At 67.2% G+C, this 18344-nt stretch carries 14 protein-coding genes and 1 pseudogene; 7 read left to right on the top strand and 8 right to left on the bottom strand.

Annotation, left to right across the window (positions count from 1 at the left end; genetic code table 11):
* Nucleotides 1-27 precede the first annotated feature (27 nt).
* From AC5RWO_RS02890 to AC5RWO_RS02905, 4 genes are all read right to left on the bottom strand, one after another.
* Nucleotides 28-1137, bottom strand: coding sequence for a pyridoxal-phosphate-dependent aminotransferase family protein (locus AC5RWO_RS02890; protein ID WP_498729236.1), 1110 nt, complete (start codon nt 1135-1137; stop codon nt 28-30).
* A 438-nt stretch (nt 1138-1575) separates the two neighbouring features.
* Nucleotides 1576-3069 carry an adenosylhomocysteinase gene (ahcY, locus tag AC5RWO_RS02895; protein ID WP_498729237.1) on the bottom strand — a complete coding sequence of 498 codons (1494 nt, stop codon included), beginning with the start codon at nt 3067-3069 and terminating at the stop codon, nt 1576-1578.
* Nucleotides 3070-3088: 19 nt separating this feature from the next.
* Nucleotides 3089-3346: a Trm112 family protein gene (locus tag AC5RWO_RS02900; RefSeq protein ID WP_498729240.1), complete on the bottom strand. Its 258-nt coding sequence runs from the start codon at nt 3344-3346 to the stop codon at nt 3089-3091.
* Between the two features lie 105 nt (nt 3347-3451).
* Complete coding sequence (locus AC5RWO_RS02905; RefSeq protein ID WP_498729242.1) at nt 3452-3841, bottom strand: DUF3499 domain-containing protein; 390 nt, start codon at nt 3839-3841, stop codon at nt 3452-3454.
* A 90-nt stretch (nt 3842-3931) separates the two neighbouring features.
* On the opposite strand from AC5RWO_RS02905, the gene AC5RWO_RS02910 reads away from it, so the two are divergent.
* Nucleotides 3932-4423, top strand: a complete 492-nt coding sequence (locus AC5RWO_RS02910; RefSeq protein WP_498729245.1) for a metallopeptidase family protein — start codon at nt 3932-3934, stop codon at nt 4421-4423.
* A 19-nt stretch (nt 4424-4442) separates the two neighbouring features.
* On the opposite strand, the gene AC5RWO_RS02915 is transcribed toward AC5RWO_RS02910, so the two are convergent.
* The 3 genes from AC5RWO_RS02915 to AC5RWO_RS02925 all read right to left on the bottom strand — a co-directional run bounded on the left by AC5RWO_RS02915 (nt 4443) and on the right by AC5RWO_RS02925 (nt 10461).
* The gene (locus tag AC5RWO_RS02915; RefSeq protein WP_498729246.1) at nt 4443-6278 is read right to left on the bottom strand and encodes a DUF5719 family protein; all 1836 of its coding nucleotides are present in this window, start codon (nt 6276-6278) and stop codon (nt 4443-4445) included.
* Between the two features lie 2 nt (nt 6279-6280).
* Nucleotides 6281-9790, bottom strand: a complete 3510-nt coding sequence (locus AC5RWO_RS02920; protein WP_498729248.1) for a glycosyltransferase family 2 protein — start codon at nt 9788-9790, stop codon at nt 6281-6283.
* Nucleotides 9791-9906: 116 nt separating this feature from the next.
* Nucleotides 9907-10461 carry a WhiB family transcriptional regulator gene (locus tag AC5RWO_RS02925; RefSeq protein WP_498729249.1) on the bottom strand — a complete coding sequence of 185 codons (555 nt, stop codon included), beginning with the start codon at nt 10459-10461 and terminating at the stop codon, nt 9907-9909.
* Nucleotides 10462-10839: 378 nt separating this feature from the next.
* Here AC5RWO_RS02925 and AC5RWO_RS02930 point away from each other — a divergent pair, with 378 nt between their 5' ends.
* Entirely contained in the window at nt 10840-11544 is a 705-nt protein-coding gene (locus AC5RWO_RS02930) for a TIGR03089 family protein (protein ID WP_498729250.1), read from the top strand.
* A gap of 196 nt (nt 11545-11740) precedes the next feature.
* Here the strand turns inward: AC5RWO_RS02930 and AC5RWO_RS02935 are convergent.
* Nucleotides 11741-12298 (bottom strand): annotated as a pseudogene (locus tag AC5RWO_RS02935) (GtrA family protein); the annotation flags it as partial.
* Between the two features lie 173 nt (nt 12299-12471).
* Between AC5RWO_RS02935 and AC5RWO_RS02940 the strand changes: the two are divergent.
* The 5 genes from AC5RWO_RS02940 to AC5RWO_RS02960 are packed head-to-tail and all read left to right on the top strand — an operon-like array spanning nt 12472 to nt 18257.
* Nucleotides 12472-13665 carry a 5-(carboxyamino)imidazole ribonucleotide synthase gene (locus AC5RWO_RS02940; protein WP_498729251.1) on the top strand — a complete coding sequence of 398 codons (1194 nt, stop codon included), beginning with the start codon at nt 12472-12474 and terminating at the stop codon, nt 13663-13665.
* A complete protein-coding gene (gene purE, locus AC5RWO_RS02945) occupies nt 13662-14174 on the top strand; it encodes a 5-(carboxyamino)imidazole ribonucleotide mutase (RefSeq protein ID WP_498729252.1) in 513 nt (170 codons plus the stop codon). Before AC5RWO_RS02940 ends, purE begins: the two co-directional genes overlap by 4 nt.
* On the top strand, nt 14171-15844 hold the full coding sequence (locus tag AC5RWO_RS02950; RefSeq protein ID WP_498729253.1) for an LCP family protein: 1674 nt from the start codon (nt 14171-14173) through the stop codon (nt 15842-15844). Before purE ends, AC5RWO_RS02950 begins: the two co-directional genes overlap by 4 nt.
* Nucleotides 15845-15900: 56 nt before the next feature.
* A complete protein-coding gene (gene manA / locus AC5RWO_RS02955) occupies nt 15901-17175 on the top strand; it encodes a mannose-6-phosphate isomerase, class I (RefSeq protein WP_498729255.1) in 1275 nt (424 codons plus the stop codon).
* Nucleotides 17176-17207: 32 nt separating this feature from the next.
* Complete coding sequence (locus AC5RWO_RS02960; protein ID WP_498729256.1) at nt 17208-18257, top strand: lipid II:glycine glycyltransferase FemX; 1050 nt, start codon at nt 17208-17210, stop codon at nt 18255-18257.
* Nucleotides 18258-18344 lie beyond the last annotated feature (87 nt).

Raw genomic sequence — 18344 nt, forward strand, 5'->3', positions numbered from 1 at the left:
AGGCCCGGAACCGAACCCGCCATCAGGTCAGGCCTTGGCGATCGCTTCCCTGAGGGCGCCCAGCAGCAGCGCCACGGAGGCCGGGTTGGCGTTCGGCCCCATGAGCCCGATCCGCCAGACGGTGGACGTGAACTCGCCGGCGCCGGCGCCGATCTCGATGTTGAAGTTCTCCAGCAGGTAGCCGCGGACCGCTGCGGAGTCCACTCCCTCGGGAACCATCACCGTGGTCAGCTGCGGCAGCCGGTAGCCCTCGGTGGCGAACAGCTCCAGGCCCATCTCCTGCAGCCCGTCCTGCAAGGCCTTGCCGGCCGAGCGGAGGCGTTCGGTCACCGCGTCGAGCCCCTCCGCCAGGATGCGGTTAATGCCCGCTTCCAGGCTGGCCACCATGCCCACCGGAGCGGTGTGGTGGTAGGCTCGCTGCCCGCCGGGTGCACCGTTGACGTAGCCCCCGAGCAGCCCCAGATCCAGGTACCAGGACTGCGGCTTCGGCACGCGGCGCTCGAAGGCGCGGTCCGAGATGGTGAACGGCGCGAGGCCCGGAGCCACACCGAGGCACTTCTGGGTGCCGGCATAGCCGATGTCGATGCCCCATTCGTCCGCGAGGATGGGCATACCGCCGATGGACGTCACGGCGTCGGTAATCAGCAGGGCGTCGCCCTTGATGGCGCCGAGCGCAGCGATATCGCTCAGGACGCCGGTGCTGGTCTCGGCGTGGACGGCGGCGATGACCGTGGGGTTCGGATGCGCCGCGGCAACCCGTTCGGCATCTACCGGCGTACCCCATTCGTGGTCCACGCGCACCACCTCGGCACCGGCCCGCGAGGCAACCTCGCACATCCGCTCGCCGAAGAGGCCGTTCACCGCGATCACGGCGACGTCGCCGGACTGGACCGTATTGACGAAGGCGGCTTCCATGCCGGCCGAGCCGGTAGCGCTCAGCGGCAAGGTCCGCCCATTCTCAGTACCCCAGAGCACCCGCAGGCCCTCGTTGGTCCGGTCCATCCGCGCGATGAATTCCGGGTCCAGGTGCCCGATCAGCGGCAGGCCCAGCGCCGCGGTCGCCTCCGGGTAGGGGTTGCACGGCCCCGGCCCAAACAGATGACGGGTGGGAATGATCCGATCCGGACTCATGGTCATGACGTCTGCATCCTAACGTTGTGAGCGGTTCTCGGTGCAGCCTGGCTGCACGCCTCTCCTCATCATGCCAGCCGGTCCGGCTTTTCGCGCTTCGGCGGCCAGGACAGGACAACATGAACAGCGTTCAGCGGATTGCGGGCATCCCGCTGGGATGGAGGGAACCGGAGCCCGCGGATGGAGGGAACCGGAGCCCGCGGGTTGGGGGCGCTCTGCCGGACTCCGGAGTCTTGCTCACTCCGGTGCCGGTGTCGGCTGGCCCTCGTGATCAAGACTGGAACCAATGTTCGCCTGACGTACTTGAAAAAACCTCAGTCCCAAATATCAATCCTCCACGATTCCCCATTTTGGGGATGGCAGGAAAACGGCGGGCCGGACACTCGGAGGTGACGGCCCGCCGTCGTTCGCTGGAAAGCGGAGGTGCGTTAGTAGCGGTGCGGCTTAGTAGCGGTAGTGCTCCGGCTTGTACGGCCCGGCCACGTCCACGTCCAGGTACTCGGCCTGTTCCTTGTTCAGCTCCGTCAGCTCCACGCCGAGGGCGCCGAGGTGCAGGCGGGCAACCTTCTCGTCCAGGATCTTCGGCAGCACGTAGACCTGCTTGGCGTATTCCGGCTCGCCGGTGGTCGAGTCCGCGGCGGGCTTGCCGGCCTTGGTGAACAGCTCGATCTGCGCGATGGTCTGGTTGGCGAAGGAGTTGCTCATGACGAAGGACGGGTGGCCGGTGGCGTTGCCCAGGTTCAGCAGGCGGCCCTCGGAAAGCACGATGATGGAGCGCTCCGTGGCGGAGCCGGCGTCGAAGACCCACTCGTGGACCTGCGGCTTGATCTCGACCTTCTGCACGCCGTCGATCTTCTCGAGCCCGGCCATGTCGATCTCATTGTCGAAGTGGCCGATGTTGCCGACGATGGCCTTGTTCTTCATCTTCAGCATGTCGGCGGCCATGATGACATCCTTGTTGCCCGTGGTGGTGATGAAAATGTCGCCCTGGTCCACAACCTTCTCCAGCGTGGTGACCTGGTAGCCGTCCATCGCCGCCTGCAGGGCGCAGATCGGATCGATCTCGGTGACGATCACGCGCGATCCCTGGCCGCGCAGTGCCTCCGCGGCACCCTTGCCCACATCGCCATAACCGCAGACGACGGCGACCTTGCCGCCCATGAGGACGTCGGTGGCGCGGTTGATACCGTCCGGCAGGGAATGGCGGATGCCGTACTTGTTGTCGAACTTGGACTTGGTGACCGAGTCGTTGACGTTGATGGCCGGGAAGAGCAGCTTGCCCTGTTCGGCCAGCTGGTACAGGCGGTGCACACCCGTGGTGGTTTCCTCGGTCACGCCCAGGATGCCGCCGGCAATGCGGGTCCATCGCTGCGGGTCCTCGGCCAGCGACTTGCGCAGCACGTCGAGGATGATCGTGTACTCGTGGGCGTCATCGGCGGTGGAATCCGGGACGGCACCGGCGGCCTCGAACTCGACGCCCTTGTGCAGCAGCAGGGTGGCGTCGCCGCCGTCGTCGAGAATCATGTTGGGGCCGAGCTCGGGGTTCTCGGCAGCGCCGGGCCATTTGAGGATCTGCGTGGCGGTCCACCAGTACTCCTCGAGCGTCTCGCCCTTCCAAGCGAACACCGGCACACCCTGCGGGTCCTCAACGGTTCCCTTGCCGACGACAATGGCGGCCGCGGCCTCGTCCTGCGTGGAGAAGATGTTGCACGAGGCCCAGCGGACCTCGGCGCCGAGCGCGGTCAGCGTCTCGATCAGCACGGCGGTCTGCACGGTCATGTGCAGGGACCCGGCGATGCGGGCGCCCTTGAGCGGCTGGCTGGCACCGAACTCCTCGCGCAGGGCCATCAGGCCCGGCATCTCGTGCTCGGCGAGGCGGATCTGGTGGCGGCCGGCCTCGGCCAGGGAAAGGTCCTTGACCTTGTAATCGAATGACATGTGTTCTCCTGGGCGTTGGTTAGGCGTCGGTTGCCGGGGTGTTCGGGGAATTGTCGGTGGCGGGCTGAGCTCCAGCCGCCTTAGCGTCGGCGGCCTGGCCGGCCTCCTGCAGCGCCGGCGGGAGCAGAACGGGGATGCCCTCGTCGATGCGGTAGCGCAACTGCTGGCCGGTGGCATCCTTCGCGCTGGAAACCAGTTCCTCGCCTTCCTGGACCAGCGACGATCCGGTCACTGGGCAACGCAGGACGGCAAGCAGTTCAGGGGAAAGATGGGCCATGGTGATAGTTTCCTTTGATCCTGTGATCCTGGCGTCAGGACGTACCGGCACGCAGACGGCCCGGACTGGCCGGCGGCGCGGATTTCTTCACTTCAGGTTATCGCCCTACTGCTGTCCGCGCAGAATGCGCAGGTGCCCGCGGCGGGCTCCGCCGGACTCGGACGGCGGTTCGATCGGTTCGCGCAGGCCGCGCTGGGTAGGTGCTTCGTCCGGATTGTCGGGGACGGTTCCCGCCTGGCGGACTGCCTTGGCCAGGGCCATCAGGTCATCGGTGTTCGGGACGGGAGGCTGCTCGGGCAGGGCCAGCCGCATGACTTCCCAGCCACGCGGTACGGTCAACCGTTCCGCGTGTATGGCACACAGGTCGTAGCAGTGCGGTTCGGCATAGGTGGCCAGCGGCCCGAGGACGGCCGTGGAATCGGCATACACGTACGTCAAAGTAGCGATGGCCGACCGTTGACAGGCCGAGCGTGAACATTGGCGTATGGATCCCACGACTATGCATCCTACCCGCCTCAGGCCTCCAGAACGTGCAGCGGCACGCTTCGCCGTGCTTTTGGCGGCGCACAGGATTAGAGTCGATATATGAAAAACGGACCATCGCTCAATGTCAGGCTGAGTGATGCTGCACAGTCTGGGGGCAAATCAAAGCCGTTCGAAAAACGACGGCGGAACCGCCACGGGCGCGGACTGCGCGGTGAGCTTCTGCCCGCCCACCTCCCGGGCAACCGTACCCGGGAGGAACGGTTCGAAGGCTGGGTCTCGGACTCCGCGGAACGGCTTCATTATTTGTGGGGGGATCCCATCGAGGCCACCCAGTTCGTGGTCGCCGACATCCCGCCGAACCTGGAGGAACTGGTTGCCGCAGGCGGCCCCGCGCCCCTTGGCAGCTTCACTCCTGCGGCTCCGGGACGGCCCGCCGTCGTTACTGTCTTCCGGCGTCCGGTGGAGCGGGAGGCGGACAGCAAGGAAGAGCTGCCGGAACTGGTGCATGACGTCGTGGTGGAACAAGCCGCCGAGCTGCTCGGCATGGCGCCCGAGGCTGTTGACCCCAGCTACGGCCGCACCCGCTCCTGACCCCGTCAGCCCAGCTGCCTCAGTAGCCCAGGAAGACCGGCACGCTCTGCCTGCCCTGGGTTCCCGGCGGAACAGCCAGCACCGAGATGTTCGGCGAGCTGCCGTTGAAGACCACCTGCGAGCCGTAAACAGGGTCCCCTGTGGCGCCGATCAGGAGGGCAGCCGGATCCGCACCGTTGGCCTTCGGATTCAGCGAGACGGTGCTTCCGCCCGGCACATCGACCATCTGCTCGGTGCCGAGCTGGCCGTTCGCGCTGATGGGCGTCACGCTGACCTTTGCGTTGCCTTCCGGGGCGATGAAGGAGAACCGGGAGCTGACGCCGCCGGGCATGATCGCCAGGTGTTCGCTGCCCAGCCGGTCGGTGGACGGAGCCCAGCCGAAATCGACAGGGTCGCCCTCGCCCGTGCCCCGGCTCACCCGTGCCGAAGCCACCACTGACACGTCCGAGGTCACCTCCACCGAGTACGTTCCCGTCGGAAGCGAGTCGAGCGGGATAGCGGACACCGTTCCCGCCGCCACGTTGAAGACTCCGCCGCCGGGCAAAGCCACCTGGCCCTTCGGACCGAAAACGCGTACTTCCACCGTGGCGTCGCTGGCACCCGGGACCACCACGTTCAGGGCGGGCGAGGCATTCTCGTACCCGGCCTGCCCGCGGATCTCCTGCGCAGTTTTCTCGTCCTGCACGGCGATCCCGGTCAGCACCTGGCTCAGGCCCGCACCGGCCGACGGCTGCAGCAGCTCCACGCCGCCAGGGGTCAGTTCGCGCAGGATGCTCTGCTGGATGGTCCCTACAATCGGACCGCCGGAGGAACTGACATGCACGGCCAGTGATTCCTGGTTGGCCGCCAGGCCCGCCAGCACAATGGACTTCGATTCGCCGGGGGCGATAAGCAGCCCGCGGCTGCCGGCGGCCTGGACCGGCCCCTCGGCACCGACGAGTTCCAGGTCCACCGTGGATGCGGTTTCGGTGGCGTTGTACAGGTTGAGCACGGCGCTGCTGCCCACAGTGGTGGAGGCACCAAGCAGCCAGAAGTCGTTCGACGGCGTCATGCAGTTGGCCGCGGCCAGGCCGCGCAGGTCGCCGTCTTCGGCGGTGTAGGTCATTGTCGCCCCCGCCTGCGGATGCTGCTGCCCCATCGGCTCCACAGTCAGCACGGTGGCAGCGGAGATATTCTGGCTCGGCACCACTTCGGCCAGGACCTTGGTCTCCCCGGCTTCGCTGCGGCCGGTGCTGCCTGCTTCACCGGTGAACTCCGCGATTTCGCGCAGCGGAGAGTCGGAGCCGAGTTCGAACAGTGCGCTGCCGGGTACCGTTCCGCCCAAATCACTAAGAACGACGGCGCGTGCCCGGGTTTCCGCCGTCCTGGAGACAGGGCTGAACTCGGGATCCACCTCTTCGGCGGAACTGTCCAGGAGTTTCAGCGGCTCGGGGCAGACACCGGTGTACTCGCCCGCGGGGACGGCAGCCGAAACGGGCGGCAGTTCGGCGGCAGCCCGGGGTGGCTGCATGACGCTGCCGGCCACGATGCCACCGGTGCCGAGAACGAGGATGCCCAGCCCGGCGGCAAGGCCAACCAGGCGGCCGTTCTTCTTCCCCGCTTTAGGCTCGGCTTCCCGGCCGTCCGGGCCCGGCGTTGCATCCGCCGTCGTACCGGCAGCCGGAGCAGAAACCTTCATGGCTGCCGGGGCCGGACCTGCGTCCGAAGACTTTGCTGCCGCTGCCTCTTGAGCCTTGGCGGCCCTTGCCGCGCGGCGCCCCTTGCGGGTCCCGCGTCCGGCCTTGCCGGGCACAGCCTCCTGCGGACCGGAGGTGCTGGATTGCCCGTCGGGCTGGTTGTCAGGCTTGTCTGCCATGGCTACGATTCCTTCCCTGCCGTGGCAGGTTCCGCGTCGGCGTGGTGCCTGTCGGCGCGGTCGATCTCGTGTGCGGCGATCCGCAGTTCTTCGGGACTGCTATCCGTGCCGGTGGTCCTGATGTGGTCGATCCGGCGCGGCACAAAGCGCTGCCGGGACGGGATCGGGACGGCCAGCAGCACGGTGATGCCGAGGAAAATGATCTGCACAATGACTACCCAGATGCCCCACGGATTGGTGTAGCTGATCCGCAGTTCACCGCCGGCTTCGGGCACCTTGAATGCCTGCGCCCAGCCGTTCTCCGCCTGCTCGAGCGGCTGCCCGTCGAGGGTCGCCGTCCAGCCCGGGTCCATCCGTTCTGCCAGGACCACCATGCGCCCGGCGTTGCCTTCGGGAATGGTAGTTCCGGCGCTGGTCCAGGAGGACGGTACCGTCTGCAGCAGGGCGCCGGTGCTGTCAATCACGCGCACGCGGCTGGTCAGGGTGCTGCTGGCCTCGCCGTCGCCGCTCTGGTCCGGAACCACGCGCCAGAGCCAGCCGGAATCCGTCCGGCCCACGGCGCTGAGGCCGGGCACGGCGTCGATCCTGTTGGCCAGCAGTTCCGCGGAACTGTCCGACTGCTGGACCACTACAAAGCCGACGCCGAGGCGCGCCAGTTCCTCCCGCGGGTCCACGCCGGTGCCAGCGGCGATCACGGCGACCGTGTTCCGGGCGGCCGCAGTGGCGTCGTCGTCCGCCCGCCGTTCAGCGTCGAAGAGGCCGCCGCTAATGGAGCGGGCCGCGTAGATCGGGGACAGCTGATCCATGGTGGTGCCGCCGCTGTGCATCACGGCGGCGCTGATGGAACCGCTCTCGCTGCTCAGCACCAGCGAGCGGGTGCGTTCGGGCCCGGTTCCCCGGTCCGTGGCCGTGGCGGGCAGGATTCTCGCCTGGCTGGGCTCGAGTTGCATGTCGGTGCCAAAGTCGGTCAGGGCGCGCCCTTCGGCGGCGACGGTTTCCTCGGCGATCAGCTGCGGCAGGAGCCAGTGCGCCAGATTCAGCACGGGGCCAGCAGCCAGAACAACGACGGCGGCAATGGCTACCGCGCGGAAGGCACCCTTGCGTTCCTTCCGCGGCTCGTTCAAGGTGTGCAGGCGCCGCACGCCGCTGTCCCCGCCGAGCAGGGCGGCGGCCATGAGTAAGAACAGCGCCAGCGAAACGAACGGTCCGGTGAACGGGGGCACCATGGCGCCCGGGGCGATGGCGGTGGCGATCATGGCGGAGGCCCAGCTGGCTGCCAGGGTCACGATCGCGCCCAGCCAGGACAGGCGGGCAACGCCCGCGCTGCGGCCGGGAAGCAGCAGGCCCACGGCTGCCAGCACCAGCATCGGTACGCCGGTGAGCAGTGCGAAGGCCAGCGCCCACGGGCCTTGGCCCAGGGACTCGAGGAAGCCGAAGACGCCCAGCCCGGCGAAGGCATCGAACGCCACGGGGAAGCCCATCACCTGCTGCCAGAGCGGGGCGCCGTCGAAGTACAGCGGCACGCCGGGGTCGCCGAGCAGGGCACGAGGGGTGTCTATCGCGGTCAGGAACATCGGCAGTGCCAGTGCCAGAGGCGGCACCAGCGACCACCATACGGTTTTGGCGCGCCGCCCGCGCTTGAGGCAGATGATGCCGACGAAAATGATGAAGACCGGCAGCAGCGCCGGAGCGGAAGCGGTGATGACGGCCAGGCAGAGACCGGCGGCAGCGGCGGCGGTCCAAGAGGGAATGCCGTTGATGCCGGGTTTGTGGATGATCTCAGGACGGGGCTTGAGCGGATCCGGGTTCAGCCGCTGCACCGCGGAGCCGCTTGCGCGGACCAGGCCCAGCACAGCCCACGGAATCATCAGGTGGGCGATCAGTGCGCCGAGCCGGCCGGAGCCGAGTGCAACCTGGAGAACCGGCAGGGTGGCCCAGAAGAAAGCCGCCCAGAGCCGAAGCGAACGGCGCTGGGTGAAGGCACCGGCGGCTACCCACGCAGCGAGCCCGGCCAGCGGCATCGCCAGCAGGATCAGGGTGAGGACCGCGGCGGAGCCGTTGCCCAGCGCGAGGATTGCCAGCACGGCCAGGACATAGCCGAACGGGTCGCCGTGGCCGGGCATGCCCGAACCGAGACTGATCCACCAAGCAGAGGCGTTGTGCCAGATCTCGCCCAGGTCCGCGGAGACTGGAAGCAGTGAGCCGCCGGCCAGCGCCGGAACGCCGAGGAAGCCGAACATGCCGATGATCGACACGAGCGCCAGGATCAAAGTGGCGGCCACGGCGCCGGTGCCCACCCAGGTCCGCAGCGGCGACGCCATGGACGCGAATTCGTCGGAACCGCCCGTGGGTTCGTAGCTGCCGGAGGTGTCGGTGCCCGTGCCGTCCCCCAGCACATGCTCGGCGCTGACGGACTCCATCAGAGAGCGGCGGTAGGCAAAAACATCCTGCCGTTTGACCATCAGCGGCTTGATGATGCTTCTGGATGACCTGCGGGTGGCACCGGCCTGCTTGCGTGCCTGCAGGAATTCCCGCGGCCGGAACAGGGCGGACAAGGTGGCCAGGAGTTGCCGCAGGCCGTGTCCGGGGTCCTTGGCAACGGTACTGATGATGAAGCTGAAGAAACCACCGAGCAGCGTGCCGATCCATAGGAACGGCAACTGCCACCACGCCGCGTGCTTGAGCCGCAGGTGGATCTGGGACCGCCGGGCTGCCATGGCGGCAGCGTGCGGGTTGCCCCGCGAAGTTGCATGCCGCATTGTCGCTGTCGGCACCACGACTACGCGGTTGCCAGCCAGCCGGTTCCGCCAGCAGAGGTCTACGTCGTCGCCGATGCCGGGCAGCGCGGGGTCGAACCCGCTCAGTTCCTCGAACGCATCGCGGCGGATCAGCATGCCCGCGGAGTTCACGGCGAAGAAGTCGCTACGGCCGTTGTACTGACCCTGATCCATCTCGTCCAGATCGATCATGGTCAGCCGTTCGGCGCCGCGCGTTACCGTCAACCCGACGTCGATCAGCTTGCGTGGATTTTCCCAGTCCACCTGCTTGCAGCCGGCGATGGTGACCGACGGCGCCGTTTCCACGGCGAGCAGCAGTTCTTCCAACGCATTCGGTTCCGGGGCGGAGTCATCATGCAGCAGCCACACCCATTCCTGCACCCGGCGGCCGGAAGCCGCCGCGGGCTGGGTAGCTGCGCCGGAAGCAGCCGCGGGCGGCGTAGCGGCACCGCCGGCAGCACCCGCCGCAACGTGTGAAACCTGCTGACCTGCCGTGGCCGGGCGGGAAGCCTCGGCCAATGCGTCCGCCTGGCCCGAAGCCGGGGACGATACGGAGGCGGCAGGCGCAACGGAGGCCGGGACGCCGTCGTCGTTCTTCTGGTCCTTGAGTTCGTCCAGGGCAACGCGCACCGCCGTGCCGAATCCGGCCCGGGCAGAGGCCTTGACCACGGGGCTGCCCACCGGCAGCGTCCGTTCCAGGAGCGAAACCGAGTCGTCGGTGGAGCCGGTGTCCACGCCGATGTGGAAGTCAGCCGGCCGGGTTTGCGCGTTGAGGGCAGCGAGCGTCTCGGGCAGGTAATCGCCGCCGTTGTGCGCGACAACAACGGCGGTAACGCGAACTTGCTGGTGAATTAGACTGCCCGCTTCCTTAGGCGTCGGCGCTCGCGCTCCGAAAGACCGCCCCAGATTCCAAAGCGTTCGTCATTGGCCAGAGCATACTCCAAGCACTGGGCGCGCACGGTGCACGCGCCGCAGACCTTCTTGGCGTCCCGGGTTGAGCCGCCCTTTTCAGGGAAGAACGCCTCCGGGTCAGTCTGGGCGCACAGGGCATCCGCCTGCCAGCCCAGCTCGCCCTCATCGTCAAAGTCCGAGCCGAATCCGGGCAGACCGATCCAGACGGCCTGTTCCTTCGGCGGCGCGACCTCATGCAGGATGCGCGGCGCGGCCAATTCATGCGTTTCGTCGGCCTGCAGATCCTCGACGTCGGCAGCAAGTGCCTGATGCGCGGCGAGAAATGCGGTGGCCTGGTTTTCCAGAGACTGCTGGCTTGTTTCGTGGTAGCGCTCCGCCGCCGCGGGATCAGCCGGATCCACATACCAGTCTGCTGGTACGCCGCGGGAACCGTACCGGACTGAAGCCTGTGCCTCTAATTCCGTACGGTCCGTTATACGCTCTGCCTGCCCCATGAGCCCTCCCGGTGTCGTTGTCCCAGCGTGGTGCCAGATTTGCAATGGCCCGATAACAGCCGCTGCGTCTTCATTGCTGTTACAAATCCGATACCTAATTACATGGGTGTAAGTCGTCCAAGTCAAGCCAAAGCGGGAATCTTATCTACTCCGACGGCTAAAAAGCGTGCACGCCACGCCCGAAAGCGTGGGTCGGTTGGCCGGGCGCGCCGGAAAGCCCCGTCATCTCAAGGAATACGCAAGCTGCTACCCAATTTACTACTCGTGACCGGTGGTGTCTGCGGTGCGGATGTGATCTGTGAATACCATGCAAGCGACCGCTGGATCTACGCTGGGAAGCAAGCCGCAACCGAACCGTCCTACCCTCAAGGAGCACCCGTGCATTCAGTGAGCACCATCGACCAGCTGCTGGCAGTCCTGCGCCCGGACTCCTCCCCCGCGCTCATCTGGTACGGCCCGGATGGCGAACGAGTCGAGCTCTCCGGCCGCGTGCTGGACAACTGGGTGGCAAAAACGGCAAACCTGCTCTCGGAGGAACTGGACGCGGAGCCCGGCACGGTCATCCGGCTGGCGATGCCGCCACACTGGCGGTCCGTGGTGTGGGCGCTGGCCGGCTGGCAGACCGGCGCCACACTGACCGTGGACGCTGCCGCAAACGACGGCGGCACGGAGCCCGACGTCGTCGTTAGCAATGAGCTGGACCAGCTGGGCGACGGCCCGGCGTACCAAGTGGCGGTGGCGGAGGGCGCGCTGGCGCTGGGCTGGCCGGGCGCGCTGCCCGAGGGCGTGCTGGATTATGCGGCCGAAGTGCGTTCCTACGGCGACGTGTTTATGGGGATGGGTTCGGCCGAGAACTCGGCAACTGCCTTGGAGTACGACGGCGGCTCGCTCACCTTTGATGCGCTGCTGCACCGCGAGCCCGTAAGCCGCAACATCCTGATTCCCACGACGTCGGACTGGTTCACCACCCTGACCGAGGCCGTGGCCACCTGGCTCGGCGGCGGAACCGTGGTGCTGCGCCACCCGTCGGTTCACGACACCGCAAAGCTGGTGGCAAATGAACGCATCACCGAACAGCTCTAGGTCGGCGGCTGGACGCCTGGCTCAGGTGAGTGGGTGTCCGGCGCGGCAGCCGGGAGCCGGGCTCCGGTAGCTAGGACGAGCTTCCGGAGTCCGGGCGGCGACCGGGTCCGGCAACGTGCCCATCGCGGGCCTGGCTGTCGCCGGGCATTCCGTCTGGGCTGATTCCGCCGCGTTCCATACCGTCACGTCCGGTTCTGCCGCCGGAAGGACCACCGTGTTCGCGGGCGCCGCTTTCTTCAACGCGGCCATGCCCGTGGCCGGCATGCTCATGCTCGAAGATCTCGTGGTCGTGCGCGAACTCCGGCTCGGCATCCAGTTCGGCGTTGAAGACCAGGAAGCGGTAGGCAAAGAAGCGCATGACCGTGGCCACTACGGTGCCGAAGATGCCAGCGATGAGCAGCTCGGTGCGGCCTTCGATGTCCAGCGGGTACTTGGCAATCCAGACACACCCGGCGGAGATAAGCATGCCGATGACGTTAATCACTACGAACATGATCAGTTCGCGAACGGGATTCGGCTGGCGCCGGTCGCGGAAGGTCCAGTAGCGGTTGGCCACCCAGGAAAACAGCGTGGCCACCGACGCCGAAACCAGACGTGCCTTGACCTCGCTGTCCGACATGGGGCCGTTGATCAGCCACCAGTAGAGGCCGTTGTCGATGACGAATGCTACGCCGCCGACGGTCCCGAACTTCGCCACCTCCCGCCAGAACAGCGAAATGAGACCCCGGACGCGGTCGGCCATCGTTTTCTGCATGAGCTTCAGCGGGATCCTTTTCCTCAACGGGTAGCGCCGGATGGGCACCGAGGGCCCATTCTAAGTCGGGCGGCTGAATGTTTCCTAGGACATCGGCCCGGGTCAGCGAAGGTTAGCAGTGCCGCACGGCCGGGGATAGGGCTAACGGGGACGTGGTTCGGTACGCTAACTACGTGACTTTCCCAGTAATTGGCGTTGTTGGCGGCGGCCAGCTAGCCCGCATGATGGCCCCCTGTGCAGTAGCCCTTGGCTTTGAACTCCGTGTCCTGGCCGAGGCGGAAGACGTCTCGGCGGTGGCCGCCGTGGCGAAGGCTCCGGTAGGCGACTACAAGGATTTGGACACGCTGCGCCAGTTCGCCCAGGGTCTGGATGTGATGACTTTCGACCACGAGCACGTGCCCACCGAGCACCTGCAGACCTTGATCGGCGAGGGCGTCAATGTCCAGCCGCAGCCGGATGCGCTGATCCATGCGCAGGACAAACTCATCATGCGCGGTGTCGTCGAAAAGCTCGGCCTGCCCAACCCGGCCTGGGCCGCGGTTTCCACCGTCGAGGAGTTGATCGCGTTCGGCGAGCAGACCGGCTGGCCGGTGGTGCTCAAGACTCCACGCGGCGGCTATGACGGCAAGGGCGTGCGCATGATTGACGACGCCGGCGCTGCCGCGGCTGCCGCTGACTGGTTCACCGGCACACCGCTGCTGGCGGAGGACAAGGTGGACTTCAGCCGCGAGCTCTCCGCCCTGGTGGCACGCACGCCTTCCGGCGAGGCCAAGGCCTGGCCGGTGGCCCACACGATCCAGGTGGACGGCGTCTGCGACGAGGTCATCGCCCCGGCCCAGGAACTTTCCGCCGAGGTGGCCGAGGCCGCCCAGCAGGCCGCACTTCGCCTCGCCCAGGAGCTCGGCGTCACCGGTGTGATGGCCGCGGAGCTGTTCGAAACGCCCGGCCAGGGCCAGGGCTTTGTCATTAACGAGCTGGCCATGCGCCCGCACAACACCGGCCACTGGACCATGGACGGCTGCGTGACCAGCCAGTTCGAGCAGCACCTGCGCGCGGTCCTGGACCTGCCGCTGGGCGATACGGCGGCACTGGGCGCCGTCGTCGTGATGAAGAATTACCTGGGCGGGACCAACACGGACCTGTTCGGCGCCTACCCGCAGGCGCTGGCCGCGGAGCCGGACGTCAAGGTCCACGGCTACGGCAAGTCCGTTCGGCCGGGACGCAAAATCGGACATGTTAATGTGGTGGGCCGGCACGCTTCGGACGTGGACGTGCTGCGCACCAAGGCCGCAAGGGTGGCCGCGATCATTCGCGACGGGTCAGACCCGCAGCGCACCGGGGCAGACCCGCAGGAAGGCAACTTATGAGCGAAAACCCGATTGTCGGCGTCGTAATGGGCTCCGATTCTGACTGGCCCGTCATGCAGGCTGCGGCCGCGGCGCTGGAAGAATTCGGCATTCCCTACGAGGCCGACGTGGTCTCCGCGCACCGCATGCCCGAGGACATGATCAGCTACGGCAAAGAGGCCCAGGGCCGCGGGCTGCGCGCCATCATCGCCGGGGCCGGCGGGGCCGCGCACCTGCCGGGCATGCTGGCGTCGGTCACTACGCTTCCGGTCATCGGGGTTCCCGTGCCGCTGAAGACGCTGGATGGCATGGATTCGCTGCTGTCCATCGTGCAGATGCCCGCCGGCGTTCCCGTGGCCACGGTCTCGATCGGCGGCGCCCGCAACGCGGGCCTGCTGGCGGTCCGGATGCTGGCCGCCGGAACCGATGACCTTGCCGCCCGGCTGCAGCCACAGCTGGCCGGCTTCGCCGCTGAGCTGCGCCAAAGCGCGTACGACAAGGGTGAAGCCCTGCGGGCAAAATTGTCATGACGCCGCGCATCGCCCCACAGGACAGTCCGCGCCGCGGCAATCGCGGCGACGATGGCTACGGCGTCACCGATCCGGTCCGCTACCCGCAAAGCGCGGCGGCTCCGGTGCGGACCAAGCGCGCGTTTATCCTGCTGCTGCTGACCCTGTTCATCCCGGGCAGCGCGCAGTTGGTGGCGGGCAACCGCGACTTAGGCCGCAAGGCGCTGCGGGTGACGTTTACCGTATGGGTGCTGCTGATTGCCGCGGGCATCGTGGCCCTGGTGAACTGGCCAACGCTGGTCAACATCGCCACCCACCGCTGGGGTTCGCTGGTGCTGGTCATTGTGCTGGCGGCGCTGGCGCTGTTCTGGGCGTTCCTGTTCCTGGACACGTTGCGGATCATCCGGCCCGGCCTGCTCGCCCCGGGCATGCGCCCCATCGTGGCGGTCTGCCTGGTGGCGCTGATGGCGCTGACCACCGGCACGCTGGGCTACGGCGCCTACCTGATGAACGTGGGACGCAGCACGCTGGGCACCATCTTCGAAACCCGGCCCGCCTTCGATCCGGTGGACGGGCGCTACAACTTCCTGCTGATGGGCGGCGACGCCGGGGCCGGCCGTGTGGGCCTGCGCCCGGACAGCATCCAGGTGGTCAGCGTGGACGCCAAGACCGGCCAGACCGTCATGTTCGGCATCCCGCGCAACTTCCAGAACGCTCCGTTCCCGGAGGACTCGCCGATGCACGCGGTCTATCCGGAGGGCTTCAACTGCGGCGACGAGTGCATCATCAACGCGCTCTATGTGGACGTGGAACAGAACCACGCGGACCTCTACCCGGACGCCAAAAACCCGGGCGCAGAGGCCATGAAGGATGCGGTCAGCGGCATCCTCGGCATCGAAATCCAGGCCTACGCGCTGGTAGACATGGGCGGCTTCGAGGCGCTCGTGGACGCGATGGGCGGCATCACCGTGGACGCCGGCGGCTGGGTGCCCATCTCGAACCGGACCATTCCCGGCACCAACCAGCACTACCCGCCGAAGGGCTGGATCGCCCCGGGCGTGCAGGAACTGGACGGCTACCACGCGCTTTGGTACGCTCGTTCGCGCGAATTCGCAACCGACTACGACCGCGTGCAGCGCCAGCAGTGCGTGATGTCCGCAATGGTCAAGCAGCTGGACCCCGCCACCGTGCTGACCCGCTTCCAGCAGCTGGCCTCCGCCGGCGAGGAGGTCGTGGAGACGGACATTCCCAGCGAGCAGCTCGGCAGCTTCGTTTCCCTGGCTGCCGATGCTAAGGGGCAGAAGATCAAGCGGCTGACAATTGGCCCGCCGGACTTCGGCACCCCCTCGGACAACTTCGTCACCTTCCCGGACTTCAGCCAGATCCACCCTCGCGTTCAGGAGATGTTCATCCAGGAAGATGAGACTAAGGACGCTGGCGGCGACGCGGGCTCCAAGCCGGACAGCGGTTCGGATTCCTCCGGTGCAAACAACGACGACGGGGCGGACTCGGGCGGCACCTCGGAGGACACTTCAGCCAACGACGGCGGCGCCGAAGCCGCCCCGGCCGAAACACCGGCTGAACAGACCCCGGAGGTCACCGAGGAGTACCTGCAGCAGCTGGCCGTCATCGGCGACACGGCCACCCTTTCATCGATAGTGCGCGGGAACGGGGAATGCTCGGTGCCCTAGCATCGAAGTCGTCGCACCAGCACGTTCAGATACCTGCATAGAGAAGAGGCTCCACAATGTACCGGCTGACCAATGTTCTGCGACCCTATGCCTGGGGATCGCCGACGGCGATTGCCGAGTTGTTCGGCCGCGAACCCTCGGGCAGTCCCGAGGCGGAGTTGTGGATCGGAGCCCACCCGGACTCGCCGTCGTCGGTCCATTTGCCCGACGGCGACGAGCAGCCGCTCACGGACTTCATTAACGACGGGCCCGGGCTGGCGCTCGGCGAGAACGCGCTCGCCCTGTTCGGCGCCAAGCTGCCGTTCTTAACCAAGGTCCTGGCCGCCGACGAGGCGCTCTCGCTGCAGGTCCACCCCACGCTGGAGCAGGCACGCGAGGGCTTTGCGGCCGAGAACGCCGCCAAGGTGCCGCTGTCCTCCCCCGGACGCAGCTACCGCGACGACAACCACAAGCCGGAAATGCTCTTCGCCCTGACGGAGTTCCAGGCCCTGTGCGGCTTCCGGCACCCACAGGATTCCGTCCGGTTTTTCCGCGGCCTCCATGGCAAGCTCAAGGCCGTCGACGCGGACACCGCCCTGCTGGAACGGGTGATCAAGTCGCTCGAGGGCCCGGACGAATCCGCGGCCATCCGTGGCGCTTTCGTGACGCTGCTCGACGGCGGCGCCGAATCCGCTGCCTTGGTCGACAACACGGCCGCGGTGCTGGCTGCCGTCCCCGAAGAGGAAACCGGGCCGGAGTTCGCCGCAGTCCGCTGGCTGGCGGAGCTCTACCCGCAGGACCCGGGGACGCTGATTTCGCTGCTGCTGAACCTGACCACGCTGCAGCGGGGCCAGGCCCTGAGCCTGCCAGCCGGCAACGTGCACGCCTACCTGCGCGGCCTCGGCATCGAGGTCATGGCCACCAGCGACAACGTGCTCCGCGGCGGGCTGACCCCCAAGCACATCAACATCCCCGAGCTGCTCAAGATCACGGATTTCCGCCCGATCGAGCCGCCCCGGGTGGAACGGAAGCTGACGGACGCCGGCCAGGAGCTTTACTGCCCGCCATTCGCAGAGTTCCAGCTCCAGCGCATCGAGATTAACGACGGCGACACGCCCGTACCGCTGGCACAGCATGGTCCCGTTGTGGTGTTGGCCGTCAGTGGCAGCGCACTGCTGGACTCGCCCGTTACGGATCTGACCCTGCACCGCGGAGATTCGGCGTTCATCCCCGCTTCGGAGCAGCCCGTGCTGGTCCATCCGGTGCTCAACGCGGACTCCCCCGCCGTGCTTTTCGCGGTCACCTGCGCAGGCAATGCCAGCGAGTTCGCCGAGTTTTATGAAAGTCTATGAAGTTCAGTGAATCAACGAACGGATATCGACGCATGAGTTCCTCCATCCTGCAGTCCGCCGCCTGGGCCGCGTTCCAGCGCAGTCTCGGGAAGAAAGTCTTCGAGTCCACCGGCGACGGCTACTCCTTTCTGGCCATCCACGAGAAGACGCCGCTGGGCAGTTACCTCTACGTGCCGTACGGGCCCGCCGCCGAGGACAAGCATGCCCTGACCCGCGCACTCGAGGCCCTGGCCGCGCTGGCGAAGGCCGAGGGCGCACACTACGTGCGCGTGGAGCCGGTCGACGCGGGCCTTGCCTCCGGCCCGGGCACCGATGCGGAGGCCGAGCTGGCAGGACTGGGACTCGTGAAGGCGCCCGCCGACATTCAGCCGCACCTGACCTGGATGGTGGATCTGACCCAGGACGAAGACAAGATCCTGGCCGACATGCGAAGCACCAGCCGGAACCTCTACCGGAACATCCACAAGAAGGGCGTGACCTTCGAGATCTCCACCGATCCGAAGGACATCTCCATCCTGCTGGGCTTCCTGCACGATGTGTCGGAGCGGGCCGAGTTCAAGGCGCAGTCCGATGACTACCTCACCCGCGCCGCCCAGGCCCTGGTGCCGGCCGGCAACGCGAAGATCTTCATCGCCAAGCTGGAGGGCACCCCGATCGCCGCAGCGCTGTCCTACGACACGGAGACCACGCGCGTCTACGCCCACGCGGCGGCGGACGACACCTACCGCAAGCTCAATGCCGGTATCCCGCTGGTGGTCACCATGATGATGGACGCCAAGGCCTCCGGCATGACCCGCTTCGATATGTGGGGCGTCTCCCCCGAGGACGAACCGGACCACGCCTGGGCCGGCTTCTCCCGCTTCAAGCGCTCCTTCGGCGGCTTCGAAGTGGCCTACCCGGGCTCCTGGGACCTGCCAGTCAACAAGGTGATGCACTCCGCCTACGGCCTGGCCCGCAAGCTGCGCGACACCGCGGTGCCTGCCCTGCACAAGGCACGTTCCGCCGCCGGCCCTGCACTGGCGAAGGCACGTTCCGCAGCAGGCCCGGCGCTGGACAAGGTGCGCACCAAGCTCGGCCGCTGACCCCCGTCCGCTGACGGGGCTCCCCGGCCCCTCAGCCCCTCCGCTGGCCCGCCACCCCCGCAGCGACCCATGTTTAAAACACGCCCA

The organism is Arthrobacter sp. B055-34 (genome assembly GCF_059090425.1).